The organism is Salinicola tamaricis, assembly GCF_003006155.1.
GTDB lineage: Bacteria > Pseudomonadota > Gammaproteobacteria > Pseudomonadales > Halomonadaceae > Salinicola > Salinicola tamaricis.
Genome location: NZ_CP023559.1, coordinates 457,597 through 473,376 on the forward strand (window position 1 = coordinate 457,597; position 15,780 = coordinate 473,376).

The 15,780-nt window shown below is 67.9% G+C and carries 16 protein-coding genes and 4 pseudogenes; 7 read left to right on the top strand and 13 right to left on the bottom strand.

Annotated features, from left to right (window positions below; genetic code table 11):
* Window positions 1-27: 27 nt before the first annotated feature.
* The 9 genes and pseudogenes from CN538_RS02020 to CN538_RS02055 form a co-directional block, all read right to left on the bottom strand.
* Window positions 28-902, bottom strand: a pseudogene (locus CN538_RS02020) (DUF368 domain-containing protein).
* Entirely contained in the window at window positions 806-1,441 is a 636-nt protein-coding gene (locus CN538_RS02025) for a protein-L-isoaspartate(D-aspartate) O-methyltransferase (RefSeq protein ID WP_242495480.1), read from the bottom strand. The pseudogene CN538_RS02020 and the gene CN538_RS02025 overlap by 97 nt, the downstream one beginning before the upstream one ends.
* A gap of 19 nt (window positions 1,442-1,460) precedes the next feature.
* Entirely contained in the window at window positions 1,461-2,213 is a 753-nt protein-coding gene (gene surE / locus CN538_RS02030) for a 5'/3'-nucleotidase SurE (RefSeq protein WP_106418391.1), read from the bottom strand.
* Between the two features lie 76 nt (window positions 2,214-2,289).
* On the bottom strand, window positions 2,290-2,943 hold the full coding sequence (gene truD, locus CN538_RS02035) for a tRNA pseudouridine(13) synthase TruD (protein WP_242495481.1): 654 nt from the start codon (window positions 2,941-2,943) through the stop codon (window positions 2,290-2,292).
* Entirely contained in the window at window positions 2,867-3,343 is a 477-nt protein-coding gene (truD, locus tag CN538_RS21685; RefSeq protein WP_242495482.1) for a tRNA pseudouridine(13) synthase TruD, read from the bottom strand. The genes truD (CN538_RS02035) and truD (CN538_RS21685) overlap by 77 nt, the downstream gene beginning before the upstream one ends.
* Window positions 3,340-3,825, bottom strand: a complete 486-nt coding sequence (gene ispF / locus CN538_RS02040) for a 2-C-methyl-D-erythritol 2,4-cyclodiphosphate synthase (protein WP_106418392.1) — start codon at window positions 3,823-3,825, stop codon at window positions 3,340-3,342. The genes truD (CN538_RS21685) and ispF overlap by 4 nt, the downstream gene beginning before the upstream one ends.
* The gene (ispD, locus tag CN538_RS02045) at window positions 3,822-4,541 is read right to left on the bottom strand and encodes a 2-C-methyl-D-erythritol 4-phosphate cytidylyltransferase (protein WP_106418393.1); all 720 of its coding nucleotides are present in this window, start codon (window positions 4,539-4,541) and stop codon (window positions 3,822-3,824) included. Before ispD ends, ispF begins: the two co-directional genes overlap by 4 nt.
* The gene (gene ftsB, locus CN538_RS02050) at window positions 4,538-4,858 is read right to left on the bottom strand and encodes a cell division protein FtsB (protein ID WP_106418394.1); all 321 of its coding nucleotides are present in this window, start codon (window positions 4,856-4,858) and stop codon (window positions 4,538-4,540) included. Before ftsB ends, ispD begins: the two co-directional genes overlap by 4 nt.
* A 162-nt stretch (window positions 4,859-5,020) precedes the next feature.
* A complete protein-coding gene (locus tag CN538_RS02055) occupies window positions 5,021-5,578 on the bottom strand; it encodes an NUDIX hydrolase (protein WP_106418395.1) in 558 nt (185 codons plus the stop codon).
* 96 nt (window positions 5,579-5,674) lie between these two features.
* Between CN538_RS02055 and CN538_RS02060 the strand changes: the two genes are divergently transcribed.
* Together CN538_RS02060 and CN538_RS02065 are read left to right on the top strand one after the other, a co-directional pair.
* Window positions 5,675-6,301 carry a CoA pyrophosphatase gene (locus CN538_RS02060; RefSeq protein ID WP_106418396.1) on the top strand — a complete coding sequence of 209 codons (627 nt, stop codon included), beginning with the start codon at window positions 5,675-5,677 and terminating at the stop codon, window positions 6,299-6,301.
* A 129-nt stretch (window positions 6,302-6,430) separates the two neighbouring features.
* Window positions 6,431-7,094: pseudogene (locus tag CN538_RS02065) on the top strand (2OG-Fe(II) oxygenase).
* 118 nt (window positions 7,095-7,212) lie between these two features.
* On the opposite strand, the pseudogene CN538_RS02070 reads toward CN538_RS02065, so the two are convergent.
* Window positions 7,213-8,508: pseudogene (locus CN538_RS02070) on the bottom strand (MFS transporter); the annotation flags it as partial.
* 500 nt (window positions 8,509-9,008) lie between these two features.
* On the opposite strand from CN538_RS02070, the pseudogene CN538_RS02075 reads away from it, so the two are divergent.
* From CN538_RS02075 to CN538_RS20155, 5 genes and pseudogenes are all read left to right on the top strand, one after another.
* Window positions 9,009-10,207 (top strand): annotated as a pseudogene (locus CN538_RS02075) (MFS transporter).
* Between the two features lie 188 nt (window positions 10,208-10,395).
* Window positions 10,396-11,622: a 3-dehydroquinate synthase gene (locus tag CN538_RS02080; protein ID WP_207233595.1), complete on the top strand. Its 1,227-nt coding sequence runs from the start codon at window positions 10,396-10,398 to the stop codon at window positions 11,620-11,622.
* 42 nt (window positions 11,623-11,664) lie between these two features.
* On the top strand, window positions 11,665-12,882 hold the full coding sequence (eboE, locus tag CN538_RS02085; protein ID WP_106418397.1) for a metabolite traffic protein EboE: 1,218 nt from the start codon (window positions 11,665-11,667) through the stop codon (window positions 12,880-12,882).
* Window positions 12,825-13,568 carry a UbiA family prenyltransferase gene (locus CN538_RS02090; RefSeq protein WP_164999482.1) on the top strand — a complete coding sequence of 248 codons (744 nt, stop codon included), beginning with the start codon at window positions 12,825-12,827 and terminating at the stop codon, window positions 13,566-13,568. The genes eboE and CN538_RS02090 overlap by 58 nt, the downstream gene beginning before the upstream one ends.
* A 13-nt stretch (window positions 13,569-13,581) precedes the next feature.
* Complete coding sequence (locus CN538_RS20155) at window positions 13,582-13,719, top strand: hypothetical protein (protein WP_164999483.1); 138 nt, start codon at window positions 13,582-13,584, stop codon at window positions 13,717-13,719.
* 158 nt (window positions 13,720-13,877) lie between these two features.
* On the opposite strand, the gene CN538_RS20670 is transcribed toward CN538_RS20155, so the two are convergent.
* The 3 genes from CN538_RS20670 to CN538_RS19715 all read right to left on the bottom strand — a co-directional run bounded on the left by CN538_RS20670 (window position 13,878) and on the right by CN538_RS19715 (window position 15,672).
* Window positions 13,878-14,786 carry an alkaline phosphatase family protein gene (locus CN538_RS20670; RefSeq protein WP_207233596.1) on the bottom strand — a complete coding sequence of 303 codons (909 nt, stop codon included), beginning with the start codon at window positions 14,784-14,786 and terminating at the stop codon, window positions 13,878-13,880.
* Window positions 14,699-15,232: an alkaline phosphatase family protein gene (locus CN538_RS23950; RefSeq protein ID WP_207233597.1), complete on the bottom strand. Its 534-nt coding sequence runs from the start codon at window positions 15,230-15,232 to the stop codon at window positions 14,699-14,701. The genes CN538_RS20670 and CN538_RS23950 overlap by 88 nt, the downstream gene beginning before the upstream one ends.
* Before the next feature lie 251 nt (window positions 15,233-15,483).
* The gene (locus CN538_RS19715) at window positions 15,484-15,672 is read right to left on the bottom strand and encodes a hypothetical protein (RefSeq protein WP_129591274.1); all 189 of its coding nucleotides are present in this window, start codon (window positions 15,670-15,672) and stop codon (window positions 15,484-15,486) included.
* Between the last annotated feature and the right edge of the window lie 108 nt (window positions 15,673-15,780).

Here is a 15,780-nt window from a genome sequence, read left to right on the forward strand (position 1 = left end):
AATCGGCGGGCATCAGATAGCGATAGCTCAGTGCGACTGCTGGCCATCGGCGGCGAGGCGGTAGCTCATCATCTGACGCCACGGCCACAGCTGCGGCAGCGAGCCAAGGATGAAGCCGACGATGGTCATCATGGTGATGCCGTGATAGTGGCGCAGCAGCCAGGAGAGCAGGCGCGAGAAGGTCAGCAACCGACCAGGCAGCCGGCGCCGAAGATACCGATCAGCCCTAGATCGAAGCTCTTCACCCCGCTCATCACGGTGCCGTAAAGCCCCATCACCAGTAGCAGGAAGCTGCCGGAGACCCCGGGCAGCAGCATCGCACTAATGGCAATGGCACCGGCACAGAACAGTGTGAAATCGCCCGCCTGACTCATGTCCGGCAGCAGCTGCGGCAGATAGGCGGCGACCACCAGCCCTGCCAGCAGCGGCAGCAAATAGCGCCAGCGCCAGGCGCCGGCTTGGCGCATCACCACCCAGGCCGAGGCCAGCACCAGGCCGAAGAAGAAGGCATTGAGCAGCAGCGCATGATGCGCCATCAACCAGGTGACCAGATGCGCAATGGTCACCAGACTGATCCCGATACCCAGCACCAGCGGCAGCAGAAAGCGCAGATTGAGATAGCCGATCAGCGCGCTCAGACCACCCTCGCGCCAGACACCGAACGCCCCCGGGCCGAAGCGCCGGATGGTCTCGATCAGCTCTTCGTAGATGCCCACGATCAGCGCGATGGTGCCGCCCGACACGCCGGGCACCGCGTCCGCGGCACCCATCCCCATTCCTTTCAAGACCGTCGTCACGCTGCGTTTCAACGGATGACTCCTTCCAGCAGTGGCACGAAACGCACCTCCTCGAGACGTTGATGATCGAACGCCTGGCCGCGACGGCGTACCCGTGTCAGCCATTGACGCCCATCGCTATCCGCCAGCGGCGCGATCAGCACGCCGCCATCCTTCAGTTGTTCGAGCAGCGCCTGCGGCAATTGGCTGGCACAGGCGGTGAGCAGAATGGCATCGAACGGCGCCGCCTGCGGCCAGCCCAGCCCGCCATCGGCATGGCGCAGACGCACATTGCCCGCGCCGAGCCGCGCCAGGCGCTGGCGCGCCCGATTCTGCAGTGCAGCGATGCGCTCGACGCTCCACACCCGTGCCACCAGCCGCGCCAGAATCAGCGTCTGGTAGCCCGAACCGGTACCGATCTCGAGCACCCGCTCGGGTGCGGCCTGCACGATCAGTTCGCTCATCCGCGCCACCACCCAGGGCTGCGACAGGGTCTGCCCCAGCCCCAGCGGCAGCGAGGTGTCCTCGTAGGCGCGGTGGGCCAGCGCTTCGTCGAGAAACAGGTGGCGCGGCGCTTCGGCCAGCACTTCCAGCACGCGCGGCTGGCGAATGCCGGCAGCCATCAGACGTTCGACCATGCGATTGCGGGTTCGTTGCGACGTCATGCCCACGCCGCTGAGTTCTTCAGGCGTGTGACAGTCCATCCAGCCAGCCCTGTACATCGTCCAGCGTCGAATGACGCGTGAGATCGGTCTGCAGCGGCGTGATCGAGACGAAGCCGCCCTCGATTGCCGCGAAATCGGTGTCGGGGCCGTCGTCGGCATTCTCCGAGACCGCCGCGATCCAGTAGCGATCACGCCCGCGCGGGTCCTGCATATGGATCGGATTGGACGCCGGCCCACGATAGCCCAGGCGCGTGACACGAAAGCCGCGGATCTCTTCCCACGGCAGGTCCGGCACGTTGACGTTGAGCAGGCTGCGTGGCGGCAGCGACAGCGATTCCGCGCCGCCGACCAGACTCGCCGCGACACGCCCGGCGGTCTCGAAGTGGCGCTGGCCGCAGAGCGAGATAGCGATCGCCGGCATCCCCAGGTTGCGCCCCTCCATGGCGGCAGCGACGGTGCCCGAGTAGAGCACGTCGTCGCCCAGATTGGCACCATGGTTGATCCCCGAGATGACCAGATCGGGCTTCTCCTCCCACACCCCGTTGACCCCTAGATAGACACAGTCCGCGGGGGTGCCGTCGACGCTATAGAAGCCGCCGTCCAGCGCTTCGAGCGACAGCGGTCGCGTCAGCGTCAGCGAGTTGCTGGCGCCGCTGCGGTCACGGTCCGGCGCCACCACGCGCAGCCGTGCATGCCCGCCGAGCGCCTCATAGAGCGCCCGGAGCCCCGGCGCGTGAACGCCATCGTCGTTGGATAGCAACAGTCTACGCATCTCGCTCACTCCTCTCGGATCGGGCTTGTCGAATTCGGCTCGTCGGGGTCGGATCGTCGGGTCGATAGGCGACGGTTCAGACGAGGGTCGGATGACGCATCAACTCGCGCAGCACCGCGGTGGCAAAGGCCCCACGCGGCAGGCTGAACTCGAGCCACACTGCGCTCTCCGCCTCGGCAGCGCGCCAGCTCGCTGCCCCCGGCAGCACCCGTAGGGCGCGCCGCTCATGACGCGCACCGGCGGCAATCAGACCATCGCGCAGCGCCGCGCATGCCGCCGCCTCGCGCTGTTCGAGCAAGGCTACCTCGCCACGGCTGTGCGGCTCGCCCTGCCCCCACAGCGGGCCGGTGGGGTGTAGATCGCCGGCAGCCGCGCGCGCCTCGAGCGCAGGGTCGGCTGCCTCGCTCAGAAAGCGGCTGGCGCTGCCTTCCAGATTGAGTACGTCGCCGGCCAGCGGCCGGCACCAGCTGCCGTCGGCCACCCGCGCCGCCAGCACCTGATTGAAAAGATAGCTGCGCGCGGTGGAGAGCAGCAGCCCCTGTGGGTCCTCGCGCTTGCGCCAGCCGCGGGCGAACAGCACCAAGGCGCGCTGCAGGTTGCGCCCTTCGGGGCCGAAACGCTGGGACCGAAGTAGTTGGGCACGCCCTGGGCGATTAGCCGCGTCCAGCGCTCGCGCACGTCGTCCGAACTCGCCGCCGCCCGTCGAGACGCAGTCGGAAACGGTTGGCACGGTGTACACCGCGCTTGAGCTTGCGCGGATGGCGCACCGCACGCAGCACATGGATACCCCGCTCGGCCAGCGGCGCCTCCCAGCCCGAGGCCAGGGTGCGCCCCGGCAGCGCCAGCGACAGCCACTGACGGGTCACCGCGTCGCGATCCTTGAGTCCGCTGAAACCGACGTCCCGCACCGCGATCTGGGCCTGCCGGGCCAGGCTGCGGACGGCATCGGGGGTGGTCACCCCGCGCTTCTCGATCCACACCCAGAGATGCTCACCCTCCCCTTCCGGCGTGAAGTCGAGCACCTCTTCGACCTGAAACGCCTCGGCGCTGTCACGATAGCTGCCCTCGATGCTCGGCGGCGTCTCGACATGGGCCCAGCGTGGCGGCCAGGCTGGCGCGCCGGCACTCACGGCGCCGTCGCCAGCAGCAGGACTACCGCCTCTGCCGCGATCCCCTCGCCGCGGCCGGTGAAACCGAGACGCTCGGTGGTGGTCGCCTTGACGTTGATGTTGTCCGTCGCGGTCTCCAGGTCGGCGGCGATCGCCGCGCGCATGGGCTCGATCCAGGATGCCATCTTCGGCGCCTGGGCAAGGAGGGTGGCGTCGAGATTGCCCACTCGATAGCCGCGCGCATGGATCAGCGCCACCACCTGACGCAGCAGCTCGCGGCTGTCGGCGCCGGCCCAGGCCGGATCGGTATCGGGAAAATGGTGGCCGATATCGCCCAGGGCGCAGGCACCCAGCAGTGCATCGCTGATCGCGTGCAGCAGCACGTCGCCGTCGGAGTGGGCGACAAAGCCGCGGTCGAAGGGAATGCGTACACCGCCGATCATCAGATGATCGCCCTCACCGAAGCGGTGCACATCGAACCCGTGGCCAATTCTGAGCGTCATGCCTCGACTCCTTGTGCCGCGCTGTCGGTCTCGCTCTGCAGCGAGAGAATACGCGCCGCCAGGATCAGATCCTCTGGGCGCGTGATCTTGAGATTGTCACGGCTGCCGGACACCAGCAGCGGCGCCAGCCCCATGGCCTCGATCGCCGAGGCTTCGTCGGTGACCGCGGTGCCGGTCGCCAGGGCCGCATCCAGCGCCTGGCGCAGCAGGTCGTAGCGAAACGCCTGCGGCGTCAGCGCATGCCACAGGCCATCGCGGGGCTCGGTATGGCTGACCCGGCCACGCGCGTCGGCGCGCTTCATGGTGTCCGCCACCGGCGCGGCGAGCAGCGCACCGATGGCCTCCTCCTCCAGCGCTAGGGAGAGCGCGGTGAGATCGCAAAGCTGCACGCACGGACGCGCGGCGTCGTGGACCAGCACCCAATCGTCGGCGGCCGCCTCGGCCGCAATGCTGGAAAGCGCGCGGCGCACGCTATCGACGCGCTCGCTGCCACCGTCGACACGCTGCCACTCACTGAAGGGCACGTCGTCCGGATCGAAATAGGCGTCATCGGGATCGAGACACAGCCGCAGTGCCGCCTCTGGAAAGGCCTGGTGCAGCCGTTCCAGCGTGCGCGCGAGCACGCTGCGCCCGTGTAGCGCCAGGTACTGCTTGGGTCGGTCGGCCTGCATGCGACTGCCGCGGCCGGCGGCGGGAACGATCAACCACAGCGTCATGGGGTGATCACCCCCGTCTCGGCGGCCGGGCCGTGGCTGGCGTCGACGTCGGGTACCCAGAAGAACTGCTCGTCCTTGCGCACCATGCCGATATCACTGCGGGCACGCTCCTCGATCGCGTCGAGACCGGTTTTGAGGTCGACCACTTCGGCAGCCAGGCGGTCATTACGCGCCTTCAAGGTCTGGGTCGTGCCTGCGAGCACGTCGGCACGCGCCTGGATATCATTGAATTCTTGAATGCCGCCCTCGCCGAACCAGAGTCGGTACTGCAACAGCCCGAGCATGACGACCAAGACCAGGATGACCCATTTCCACATCGCAAACGCTTCCCGCTCGACCAAGGTGACATGAGCGCAGGGCGAGCGCCCGCCAAGGGCGCCGCCGGCGCGGCGGCCATTATGCCATTATCGTCCGGGGCGGCCCACCTCGCACGTCGCTGCCAGACACGCGGCGCGGCGGCGTGGGCCCGGAGAACGCACTCAGGCCGAGCCGAAGAAGCGCTCGCGCTCCTCGAGGCCGATCTGCCCCGAGTGCAGCGGGAAATGACCGTCCACCCGATCGCTGAAGAAATGGCGCAGGGTGCGTTCTATGGTCGGAAAGGCGAGTTCACCCCAGGGGATCTCGCTCTCCTCGAACAGCGCCACTTCGAGACTCTCGGGCCCCGAGGCATAGCCACCGTCGAGCTCACCGCGAAAGATCATGTAGACCTGATCGATGTGCGGCAGACTGATCAGCGTGTAAAGTGAGGGCGCACCGACCACCGCGTTCGCCTCCTCGCGGGTCTCGCGCAGCGCAGCCTGCTCGACCGTCTCGCCGTTCTCCATGAAACCGGCCGGCAGGGTCCAGTAGCCCTTGCGCGGGGCGATCGCGCGGCGGCACAGCAGCACCCGCGTGCCCGACACCGGCAGTGTTCCGGCCACGATGCGGGGATTCTGATAATGGATGGTGCCGCAGGCGTCGCACTGAAAGCGCGGGCGATCGTCACCCTCGGGGATGGCGAAACGCACCGGGTTGCCACACTGACTGCAGTAGTTCATCGACGCCTCGCAATGCATTCATCGCCCTGCCCACGCCCGCCTAGCGCGACTCGCCGCTGCGCTGGCCTGGAGCAGGCCCTGTAGGATCAGCACCGCATGTTAGAGACACTTCGCGAGCGCCTGCAAGCGCACCGTCCCCGCCAGCTCGACGCGGCCTTTCCTCAGGCCGCCGTGCTGCTGCCGCTGGTGGCCCGCCGCGAGCCGACACTGTTGTTCACCCAGCGCACCGACCACCTCTCTTCCCACGCCGGCCAGGTCGCCTTTCCCGGCGGCAAACGTGAACCCGAGGATCGCGACCTGCTGGCCACGGCCCTGCGCGAAAGCCAGGAAGAGATCGCCCTGGCACCGGCCAACGTGGAGATCGTAGGCCGCCTCGGTGATTTGCTCTCGCTGCACGGGCTGCGGGTCACACCGTATGTCGGCATCATCCCCCCGGATCTGGCACTGACCCCGGAACCCGGCGAGATCGCGGCGATCTTCGAGGTGCCGCTGGCGCATTTCCTCGACGACAGGCGCACCCATACCGACGTGATCCCGGTCGACGACCGCGAGTGGTTCGTGCCCAGCTATCAGGTCGATGGGCGCATCATCTGGGGGCTATCGGCGATGATGCTGGTGGAACTGCTGGCGGTGGGCTTCGCCAGCTCGGTCTCGCTGGCGCAGCCGCCGGCGGGCGGCGAGCTGCGCTATCATCCGCAGCGCGGACGCCGTACCACCCGATGACTCGGGGTCTGCCTCGGCGCTATTGCCCGGCCATGCACTCTCGTCAACGCATTTCCAATTACGCATTTCCAACTACGCATTCTCGATCACGCTGTCCCAGCCACGCGCTTTTCCATCGGAGACCCCGCGATGTCCCACACCCAGACTCACCACGCCTACTGGGACGAGCAGCAGCTGACACCGCTGATCGACGCCCTGGTCGCGCGCGGCTGGTACGCCGGGGAGAGGTTTCTGGACGCCGGCCTGTGCCAGGAGCTGCACGCCGAACTCACCCAGCTCGAGGCGCGCCAGCAGCTCCAGGAAGCCGCCATCGGCCGCGGTGACGAGCGCACCCTGCGCCGCGACATCCGCGGTGACGCCATCCACTGGCTCGATCGCGAGAGTCTCGCCCAGCGCCGCTACCTGGCGCTGATGGCCGAACTCCAGCAGCAGATCAATATCGCCCTCTATCTGGGGCTGTTCGAGTTCGAGGCGCATTCGCCCAGTACCCGCCCGGCGCCTTCTATCGCAAGCACTACGACAGCTTCCGCGGCGCGCCAATCGTATCGTCTCCACCGTGCTCTATCTCAACCCGGAGTGGCCTGAGGATGGCGGCGGCGAGATGGCGCTCTACGACGAGCACGACAGCGAGCGCGAAGTCGCTCGGGTGGTCCCACGCGCCGGCACCTTCGTCTGTTTCCTGGCTGACCGCATCCCCCACGAGGTGCTGCCGACCCGCCTGCCGCGCACCAGCATCGCCGGCTGGTTCCGGCGCAATGCCTCACTCGGCGGGCGGGTCGACCCGGCGCGCTGAACGTTCGCCCCCCTGAAGACGCGGCTCCAGCGCGCCAGCCGCGCGTCGCAGTCTCCGCGTCAGTTGACGTCTCCGTCGACCCGGCCGCTGCGGCTTCTGAATCCGCGCTTTCTGCCTCGGGCACCGCTGTCTCCACCTCCGGGACGACCTGGGACAGATCCTCCTGCTGCTCGTGCTCGGTCGCCCCCTGCACCAGTGCCGCGGTCACCACCAGCTCGGCCCCCACCACCGACTGCGGCGGATTGGAGGTGAACGGTGCCACCGGTGCCGGCGCCGGACGACGGCTGCGCCGCCAGACGAAGAACACCACCAGACAGCCGCCCAGACCGAGCAACGCGACGAACAGCCCGGCATCGCCGACATGCGTCATCAACGGGGTGATCAGCGGCGGGCTGAGGGTGGCGCCGAGAGCGTTGATCAGCAGCAAGCCCTGGCTCATGCGCACCAGCGCGCCGGCCGGGGCGCGGTCGGCGGCGTGGCTCACCGCCACCGGATAGAGCGCGAACACCCCGCCCCCGAGCAGAAACAGCGCCACCGCCAGCAGCCACGGTAGCGGCGGCAGCAGCATCATGCCCAGACATAGCAGGGTCATCGCCACACCGATCAGGATCAGCACGATCTGGCGGTCGTGGCGATCCGAACCAGCGCCCGATGGGGTACTGCAGCAGCATGCCACCCAGAATCAGCACCGCCATCATCTCGCCGATCTTCTGCACGTCGAGGCCGCTGCGCTGTAGATAGAGCGGCAGCAGGCTATAGATCGCCGAGATCGCCAGCCCCGAGCCGAAACAGCCCATCACGCCGGTGGGCGTGACCGTGATCAGACGCCACGGCGAGAGCGGCTCGGCGTGCTCGATCAGCGGCGATACCCGCGGAATCATGCCCAGCGGCAGCACCGACAGCGACGCCAGGATGGCAATGATCATGAACGGCTGGCTGGCGCCGGCGCTGTCGGCCACCCCGAGCAGCAGTTGGCCGATCACCCCGGCGCCATAGAGCGAGATCATGTAGAGCGCCAGCAAGCGCCCGCGGACGCGGGTATCCGCCGCCGTCAGCAGCCAGCTCTCGATCACCAGATAGACACCCAGGGTGGCCCAGCCGCCGATCATGCGCAGGGTGAACCACAGCCCCGCATTGAGCCACAGCCCCTGCAGCAGCACGGTCACCGCCACCAGCGAGGCAAAACGCGTAGGCCGCGAATATGGCCGATACGCAGCAGCAGGCGGTCGTTGAACAGCGCCCCGATCGCAAGACCGATGTAGTAGGCCGCCGAGACCCAGCCGATGGTGGTCACCGACTCGCCAGCGGCGTCCAGGCGCAGGGTGATCAGCGAGGCCAGAAAGCCGTTGCCGATACCCAGAATGAACAGACCCAGAAGCGGCGCCAGCGCCATGGAAAGCAACTGCGGAGACATCGACGAACCCACCTTGCAACCGGTTCCGGTCCAGCGGTATCGATGACGCCGCCGGCGACCGAAGAAGCCATAGAATGAGACACTCTGTAATGCGAAACCCTGGACTGAGAAGCCCTGGAAAGCAGGCGTCCGGGCAGTATTCGGCGAGCGCACTATACGCCGTGCCCGGCGCCGAAAAAGCCGAATAGCGGCGAAAAATCCCCGTATGGCGGCGACTGATATTGACCAGGGTAGTTCTCCCCCCCACGCCAAGCGAACGTCGGCGCAGGTCGAGAGAAATCTGCCGTTACTATTCTGTTAGCGCGCTAGCTAGTATCCAGGTAGCCTCTCCCCGCATAGACCGCCAAGGACGCCATGCCCACCGCCGACAGTGCCGCCTCAACCCCCGACGATCCGTCACGCGTCGATCGCCCGATTGCCGATGATGACCACCCGGAGACGGACGCCCGGTCTACCGTCAACCCGGATTCGCCGCCTTTCTGGTCTCGCGCCTGGCGGCGGTGTTCGCCATGCAGATTCAGGCCATCGTGGTGGCCTGGCAGGTCTACGACATCACCCGCGATCCGCTGACGCTGGGCTATGTCGGCCTGGCCCAGTTCCTGCCGATGGTCGTCCTGCTGCTGCCGGCGGGCGACCTGGTCGACCGCTTCGATCGCAAGCGTATCCTGCAGCTCAGCTGGCTGACCCAAGGCGTGTGCAGCGCCTGTCTGATCGCGCTCTCGCTGCAGCGCCCGGAGAGCGCACTGCCGTTTTACGCCGTACTGGTGCTGTTCGGCGCAGCGCGGGCGTTTACCGGCCCCACCCTGCAGAGCCTGCTGCCGCAGATCGTGCCACGGGCGCAGCTGGGCAAGGCGATCGCACTCAACTCCTCGATCATGAAGATCGGGGTGATCGGCGGCCCGCTGCTCGGCGGGCTGCTCTACACCTTCGGTGCGGCGCTCACTACAGCGTGGTGCTGGCGTGTTTCGTGGTCGCCCTGCTCGGCCTGTTCGGGGTGCCGGTGCGCTACGCCGTGGAACGCCAGCCGCGGGATGACACCGCTTGGCAGCGCTTCACCGCCGGCATTCGCTATATCCGCAGTAAGCCGGTGATTCTCGGAGTGATCTCGCTGGACCTGTTCGCGGTGCTGTTCGGCGGCATCGTGGCACTGCTGCCGGTCTACGCCCACGAGATCCTGCACGTCGGCCCCGAGGGGCTGGGCGCATTGCGCAGTGCCATCGCCATCGGCGCCCTGCTGATGGGGCTCTATCTAGGCGTGCGTGCCATCAACCGCCATGCGGGACTGACGATGTTCGCGGCGGTGGCGGTGTTCGGTCTGGCCAACCTGGTGTTCGCACTGTCGCACTGGTTCTGGCTCTCGTTCGGTGCCCTGCTGATCGCCGGCGCCGCCGACATGATCAGCGTCTACGTGCGTCTGACGCTGCTGCAACTGGCAACGCCAGACGAAATGCGCGGCCGAGTCAATGCGGTCAACATGCTGTTCATCGGCGCCTCCAACGAGCTGGGCGAGTTCGAATCCGGGGTCACTGCGGCCTGGTTCGGCACCGTGCCGGCGGCGGTGATCGGCGCTGTCGGCACCCTGGGGATCGTCGGGCTGTGGATGTGGGCCTTTCCGGTATTGCGCCGCGCCGACCGGCTCGATGACGTCGAGGAGGCCAGGGTCGAGCCCTCGCCCACCGCACCGGCCAAGCGCGGCTGATTCGGCGGGCGCTCGCTGGCGCCCTCTCATGCCGTGGCACCATGCGCGGCTCATCCTGCGTAGCAGAAGAACCATTCTTGTCCCGCCTCGGGCCGAGCGCGGAAGCTAGGCGCGAACCCGGCGCGGCCGCCCTTGAGGACAAGACGGCCCGCCGATGTCGTGTCGACCCTCTACGCAGGCATCGCCCCATGAACCGCCCCGCAGTCTCCCTCTCTCCCGGTGGCGGCAGCGCCATCGATGCCGCGTCGCTGCCGCCGAGCGACGCCGCTCGGCTCACTGATCGCGGCGCCGAGGCCAGTGTGATCCACTGGCAACACTTCCAGGTCGCCTATGACTATCCGGTGGCCTTCACCCGCGAACTGCTCTCCCCCGACAATCCGCTCCTGGCGGAGGTGGTCGCACGCCGGGAGCCGGAACAGTGCCACCGCTGCCTGGTCTATGTGGATGCCGGCGTGGCCGCCGCCTGGCCGGATCTGGCCCGACGCCTGGCGCGCTACTTCGAGGCCCACGCCGCACGCATGACGCTGATCGCGCCGCCAATCACGGTGGCCGCGGGGGAAGCGATCAAGGCGAGTCTGGCGACAGTGGAGAGCCGGCTGGACGAGCTGCGCCAACACGCTGTCGATCGCCACGCCTATGTCATCGCCATCGGCGGCGGTGCCGTCCTCGACGCGGTGGGCCTGGCCGCCGCCGTGGCCCACCGCGGCGTGCGCCTGATTCGTCTGCCGACCACGGTGCTGGCGCAGAACGACAGCGGCGTCGGGGTGAAGAATGCGGTCAACTTCCGCGGCACCAAGAACTTCACCGGCACTTTCGCCCCGCCCTGGGCGGTACTCAACGATCTCGACTTCCTGGCCACGCTGCCGCGCCGCCAGCGCCTGGCCGGCATCGCCGAGGCGATCAAGGTGGCCCTGATCCGTGACGCCGCCTTCTTCGACTGGCTCGAGGCCAACGCCGAGTCGCTGTCGACCTTCGATCCCCGCGCCGAAGCCTACATGATCCAGCGCAGCGCCGAGCTGCACCTGGACCAGATCGGCCACGGCGGCGACCCCTTCGAGCAGGGCTCGTCACGCCCGCTGGATTTCGGCCATTGGTCGGCCCACAAGCTGGAAGCGCTGACCCATCACGGCGTGAGCCATGGCGAGGCGGTGGCGATCGGCATCGCCCTCGACACCCGCTACTCGGTGCTCGCCGGACACCTGGCGGCGAGCGATGCACGGCGGGTGATGCAGCTGCTCGAGCGTCTTGGCCTGCCGCGCTATCACCCGCAGCTGCTGGAGCTCGATGCGCTCGGCCAGCCGGCACTGCTCAGCGGCCTGCGCGAGTTCCAGGAGCACCTGGGGGGCGCGCTGACAGCACCCTGCTGGCCGCGATCGGACACGCTGTCGACGTCCATTCGATGGATCACGCCCTGATCGTCTCAGCGATCGAGTGGCTACACACGGAGACCGCCCAGCATGCAGCTGCCTGACGATCTGGGTCAGTTGACCTACTGCCTCAACGTGCACCCGACCCAGACCTGGGATGAGGTGCGCCGCGCACTCGAGGGGCCGGTGGCCTATGTGCGACGCACGTTGGCGCCGGATGTCTCTTTCGGGCTCGGCCTGCGCCTCTCAGCCCAGGCGCTGGAGGAGCTGCGCGCACCGGACGCGCGTGCCGAGCTCAAGGCGATCCTGGCGCGTCATGACTACCGTCTGGTCACCATGAACGGCTTCCCTTTCGGCCCCTTCCACGGGGTGCCGGTGAAGGCCGCGGTCTACCAGCCGGACTGGAAACAGCGGGCGCGGCTCGACTACACCTGCTGGCTCGCCGACCTGATGACGGAGCTGGCCCAGCCCGGCGATAGCCTCAGCCTGAGCACCGTCCCCGGCACCTATGGGCCGCTGGCCGCAGGCGCCGAGGCGGCCATGGCCGACAACCTGCTCAAGTGCGTGGCGCACTGCGTGGGGTTGCTCGAACGTACCGGCGTCACCGTGGCCATCGCCCTGGAGCCGGAGCCCTGCTGCTTTCTCGAGACCATCGAGGGGACACTGGCGTTCTTCCGCGACCATCTGTTCTGCGACAGCGCCGCCGCTCGTGTGGCCGAGCTGAGCGGACTGTCGCTGACCCAGGCCCGGGCGGCGCTGCCGCGCCACCTTGGGGTGTGCTACGACGTCTGCCATGCGGCGGTCGAGTTCGAGAACCCCACGACCAGCGTCGCGGCCCTGCGCGACGCCGGTATCCCGATCCACAAGCTGCAGTTGAGTGCCGCACTGCGCGTGCCGGCGCTCGATTCGGCCACCCGCGAGGGGCTGGCTAGCTTCTGCGAACCGACCTATCTGCACCAGGTGGTGGCGCGCAGCGCGAGCGGGCTGGTTCGCTACAGCGATCTTCCCGAGGCGCTCGCAGATCCGCAGCGACCCGATGGCGAGGAGTGGCGCGTGCACTTCCACGTGCCGATCTTCGTCGCTGACATTCCCCCCTTCTCGACCACCCGCGACTTTCTCGCCGAGATCCTGGCCCTGCATCGCCGTCAGCCGATCTCGGCGCACCTGGAAGTGGAGACCTATACGTGGCAGGTACTACCCGAAGCGCTACGCCGCCAGCGGCTGGAAGTGGCCGTGGTGAAGGAACTCGAGTGGGTTCGCCAGCAGCTGGGCGTCAGCGTCGACGCCGACGCGCTGACGTCTGGCTGAGGCTGGGCCGGGTCTCCAATCTACCCACGGTATGGAGCAATGCCCTGGCCGGCGCGCTGCTGGCCGGGGCGAGCGGATCGTTCGAGGCGGGCCTGGTGGTGCTGACCGCGCTGACGCTGTGCTATCTCGGTGGCATGTATCTCAACGACGCCTGCGACGCCGCCATCGATGCGCAGGAGCGCGCCACCCGCCCGATCCCTAGTGGCGAAATCGGGCGCGCCCCGGTTGCGCTAATTGGCCTGGCGCTGCTGGCCAGCGCGGTAATGCTGCTGTTCACCACCGGCGCCGCGGCCGGCACGGCGGGCCTGGCCCTGGCTGCGGCGGTACTGCTCTACGATCTGCGGCACAAGGACGTGAGCTGGAGCCCGCTGGTCATGGGCAGCTGCCGCCTGCTCTGCTATCTGGTCGCGGCGCTCGCGCTGGGGGGCCAGCTCGGCGCACTGGTATGGCTGGGGGCGCTGGGGCTGGCCTGCCATGTCGTCGGCCTGACCTATGCGGCACGGCAGGAGGCTTACGATCGTCTGGGCGCGCTATGGCCCCTGGGGGTGCTGGCGGTACCGCTGCTGCTGACGCTGGCGGCAGTACTGCTGCTGCCGGGCCCCGCGCTGCTGGCCGGTTTGCTCTGGCTCGGCTATCTCGCCTGGGGGGTGCTGCCTCGCCTGGCTGCGCCGGCGCGCCCCCGGTGACGTACCGCGGGCAGTGGTCGGCCTGATTGCCGCGATCTCGCTGTTCGATGCGGTGCTGATCGCCGCCCTGGGTCATCCGCTGCTGGCCCTGCTCGCGGCGAGCGCCTGGGCCGCCACGCTGCAGTTGCAGCGTCTCTCCGCCGGCACTTGAACCGGGCGCGGTAGCTCAACGCGCCCGGCCCGAGCCGTCACTGGCCGGCGCGCCGGCCATCTCCTCTACCGGCACACGGCGCCGGGCTCAGGTCGTAGTCGCTGCCGACTCGCGCTCATCCGTAAGGCTGGCATCGGCGCCGAACACATGTGCCAGCATCAGCGCCTTGAACTCGCTCGCCTTGACGCCCCCGCCGGCAGCAGCCCGGCCTCGGAGGAGATCACCAGCGGCCCCATCCCAGGGTCGTCGGTCACCCGGCCGTGGGAGCCCTTGACCAGCGTCGTCTGCGTCGACGAGATCACGTCCAGTAGCTGACGCATGCCCAGCTTGCGTTTGAACACCCGCCAGCCCGCCGCCAGCTTGGGCGCGCGCAGCGCCGGATCGAAGAACAGCTCCACCGGGTCATAGCCCGGCTTGCGATGAATATCGACGGTGCGTGCATAGTCCGGCGCCCGCGCCTCGTCGAGCCAGAAGTAGTAGCTGAACCAGCGGTCGGGCTGGCTGATCGCCACCAGCTCGCCCGCATTGGGGTGGTCGAGCCCCTCTCGACGCTTCTCGCTGTCGCCCCACACCGCGTCGACCCCCGCCAGTCCTTCGAGCAGCACCCTGACCTGGGGCAGATCCTTCGGGTCGCGCACATAGACGTGAGCCACCTGATGATCGGCGACCGCAAACGCGCGCGAGGCGCCGGGGTCGAGCTGCTCCTGCTCGCCCTCGCGCCTCACCGCGAGATAGCCGGCCTGGCGCAGGGCCCGATTGATGTGGACGGCTTCCTTCACCGGGGTAATCCCGTACTCGGAGACCACGATCACACGGCGCCCATCGCGCTCGGCATCCGCGATCAGCTCGCCGCACAGGGCATCGACCTGACGCAGGTCGCGCTGCAGGTCAGGGTGATCGAGATCCGGCCCGAGGCGCTGCAGATTGTAGTCGAGATGCGGCAGATAGGTCAGCGTCAGCGTTGGGTTGCGCGTTGCCATCACATGACGGGTCGCATCGCTGATCCAGCGGCTGGCGTCGATGTTGGCCAGCGGCCCCCAGAAGGAGAACAGCGGAAAGGTGCCCAAACTTGGCGTCGAGCTCCGTCGTGCAGTTCAGGGGGATAGGTGTAGTGATCCGGCAGCTTGCGCCCGTCGGGGGAGAGCGCGGCCCGGCGTCGCGCTCCAGTCCGCCGAAGCGTACATGTTGTACACCAGAACAGCTTGGCGCAGGTGAAGTCGACATGGCGCCGCCGCCCCGCCTCCCACACCTTCTCCCCCGCCACCAGACGGTTGGATTGCCGCCACAGCCAGACCTCGGCGAGATCGCGAAAATACCAGCCGTTGGCGACCGCGCCATGCACTGCCGGCGCCAGCCCCGTGAGCAGTGTGGCCTGCACGCTGCAGGTGACCGCCGGGGTGACGCGTCCGCGGCGCAGGCCGCCCCGTCGCGCCAGGCGCTGCAGATGGGGCGTGTGTTCGCCCACCAGTTGGGGGCTCAAGCCGACGACCAATATGACCAGTGTCTTGTGCATCTTCACTCTCTCGAGGGCATCCCCACCGCTGCCATGGGCCGATATTCGTGCCTGTCGATGGCGGCAATACCCGATACGCGGCGAACGCGATACTGCCCTGCGAGCGCTCACTCACCCTTCAGCGCGCTCGGCAAGGCCGCGATCGAGACTGCATATCAGCCCATCGACCCGGGCTCAATCGACAACCGCCGAGGCACGAAATTGGGTCTTCGGGATGAAAAAGGCATGCCAAGACGGCCCCCCGGCTCACATCATAGCCAAAAAACATGGTCCGCGGACGCCTCCTTGTCGGCACCATTCGCCAGATAATGAGGTAGGGGCTCGCCGCGACAATCGATAAAGTGATTGTCGACATCGACCCGAAGCGATATGCGCCTGCCCGCCTTCTCCCGACCATAGCCACAAACAAAACCACAAACCATCGCCAACAGGATGCCCATGACCGAGATCCTCCCCGGCCGAGCGAACGCAGCGTCATCGCTTTCGGCCACTGCCCTGCTGTGCCACTGGGTCGTGCGCCAGGCTACGGCCCAGGAGACCTGGTTTCT

Excerpts from the sequence above, each read along its gene's own strand:
- CN538_RS02025 (WP_242495480.1), bottom strand. The coding sequence starts at position 1,441 with ATGACGTCGCAACGAACCCGCAATCGCATGGTCGAACGTCTGATGGCT.
- surE (WP_106418391.1), bottom strand. The coding sequence starts at position 2,213 with ATGCGTAGACTGTTGCTATCCAACGACGATGGCGTTCACGCGCCGGGG.
- ispF (WP_106418392.1), bottom strand. The coding sequence starts at position 3,825 with ATGACGCTCAGAATTGGCCACGGGTTCGATGTGCACCGCTTCGGTGAG.
- ispD (WP_106418393.1), bottom strand. The coding sequence starts at position 4,541 with ATGACGCTGTGGTTGATCGTTCCCGCCGCCGGCCGCGGCAGTCGCATG.
- ftsB (WP_106418394.1), bottom strand. The coding sequence starts at position 4,858 with ATGTGGAAATGGGTCATCCTGGTCTTGGTCGTCATGCTCGGGCTGTTG.
- CN538_RS02055 (WP_106418395.1), bottom strand. The coding sequence starts at position 5,578 with ATGAACTACTGCAGTCAGTGTGGCAACCCGGTGCGTTTCGCCATCCCC.
- CN538_RS02060 (WP_106418396.1), top strand. The coding sequence starts at position 5,675 with ATGTTAGAGACACTTCGCGAGCGCCTGCAAGCGCACCGTCCCCGCCAG.
- CN538_RS02080 (WP_207233595.1), top strand. The coding sequence starts at position 10,396 with ATGAACCGCCCCGCAGTCTCCCTCTCTCCCGGTGGCGGCAGCGCCATC.
- eboE (WP_106418397.1), top strand. The coding sequence starts at position 11,665 with ATGCAGCTGCCTGACGATCTGGGTCAGTTGACCTACTGCCTCAACGTG.
- CN538_RS23950 (WP_207233597.1), bottom strand. The coding sequence starts at position 15,232 with ATGCACAAGACACTGGTCATATTGGTCGTCGGCTTGAGCCCCCAACTG.
- CN538_RS19715 (WP_129591274.1), bottom strand. The coding sequence starts at position 15,672 with ATGGGCATCCTGTTGGCGATGGTTTGTGGTTTTGTTTGTGGCTATGGT.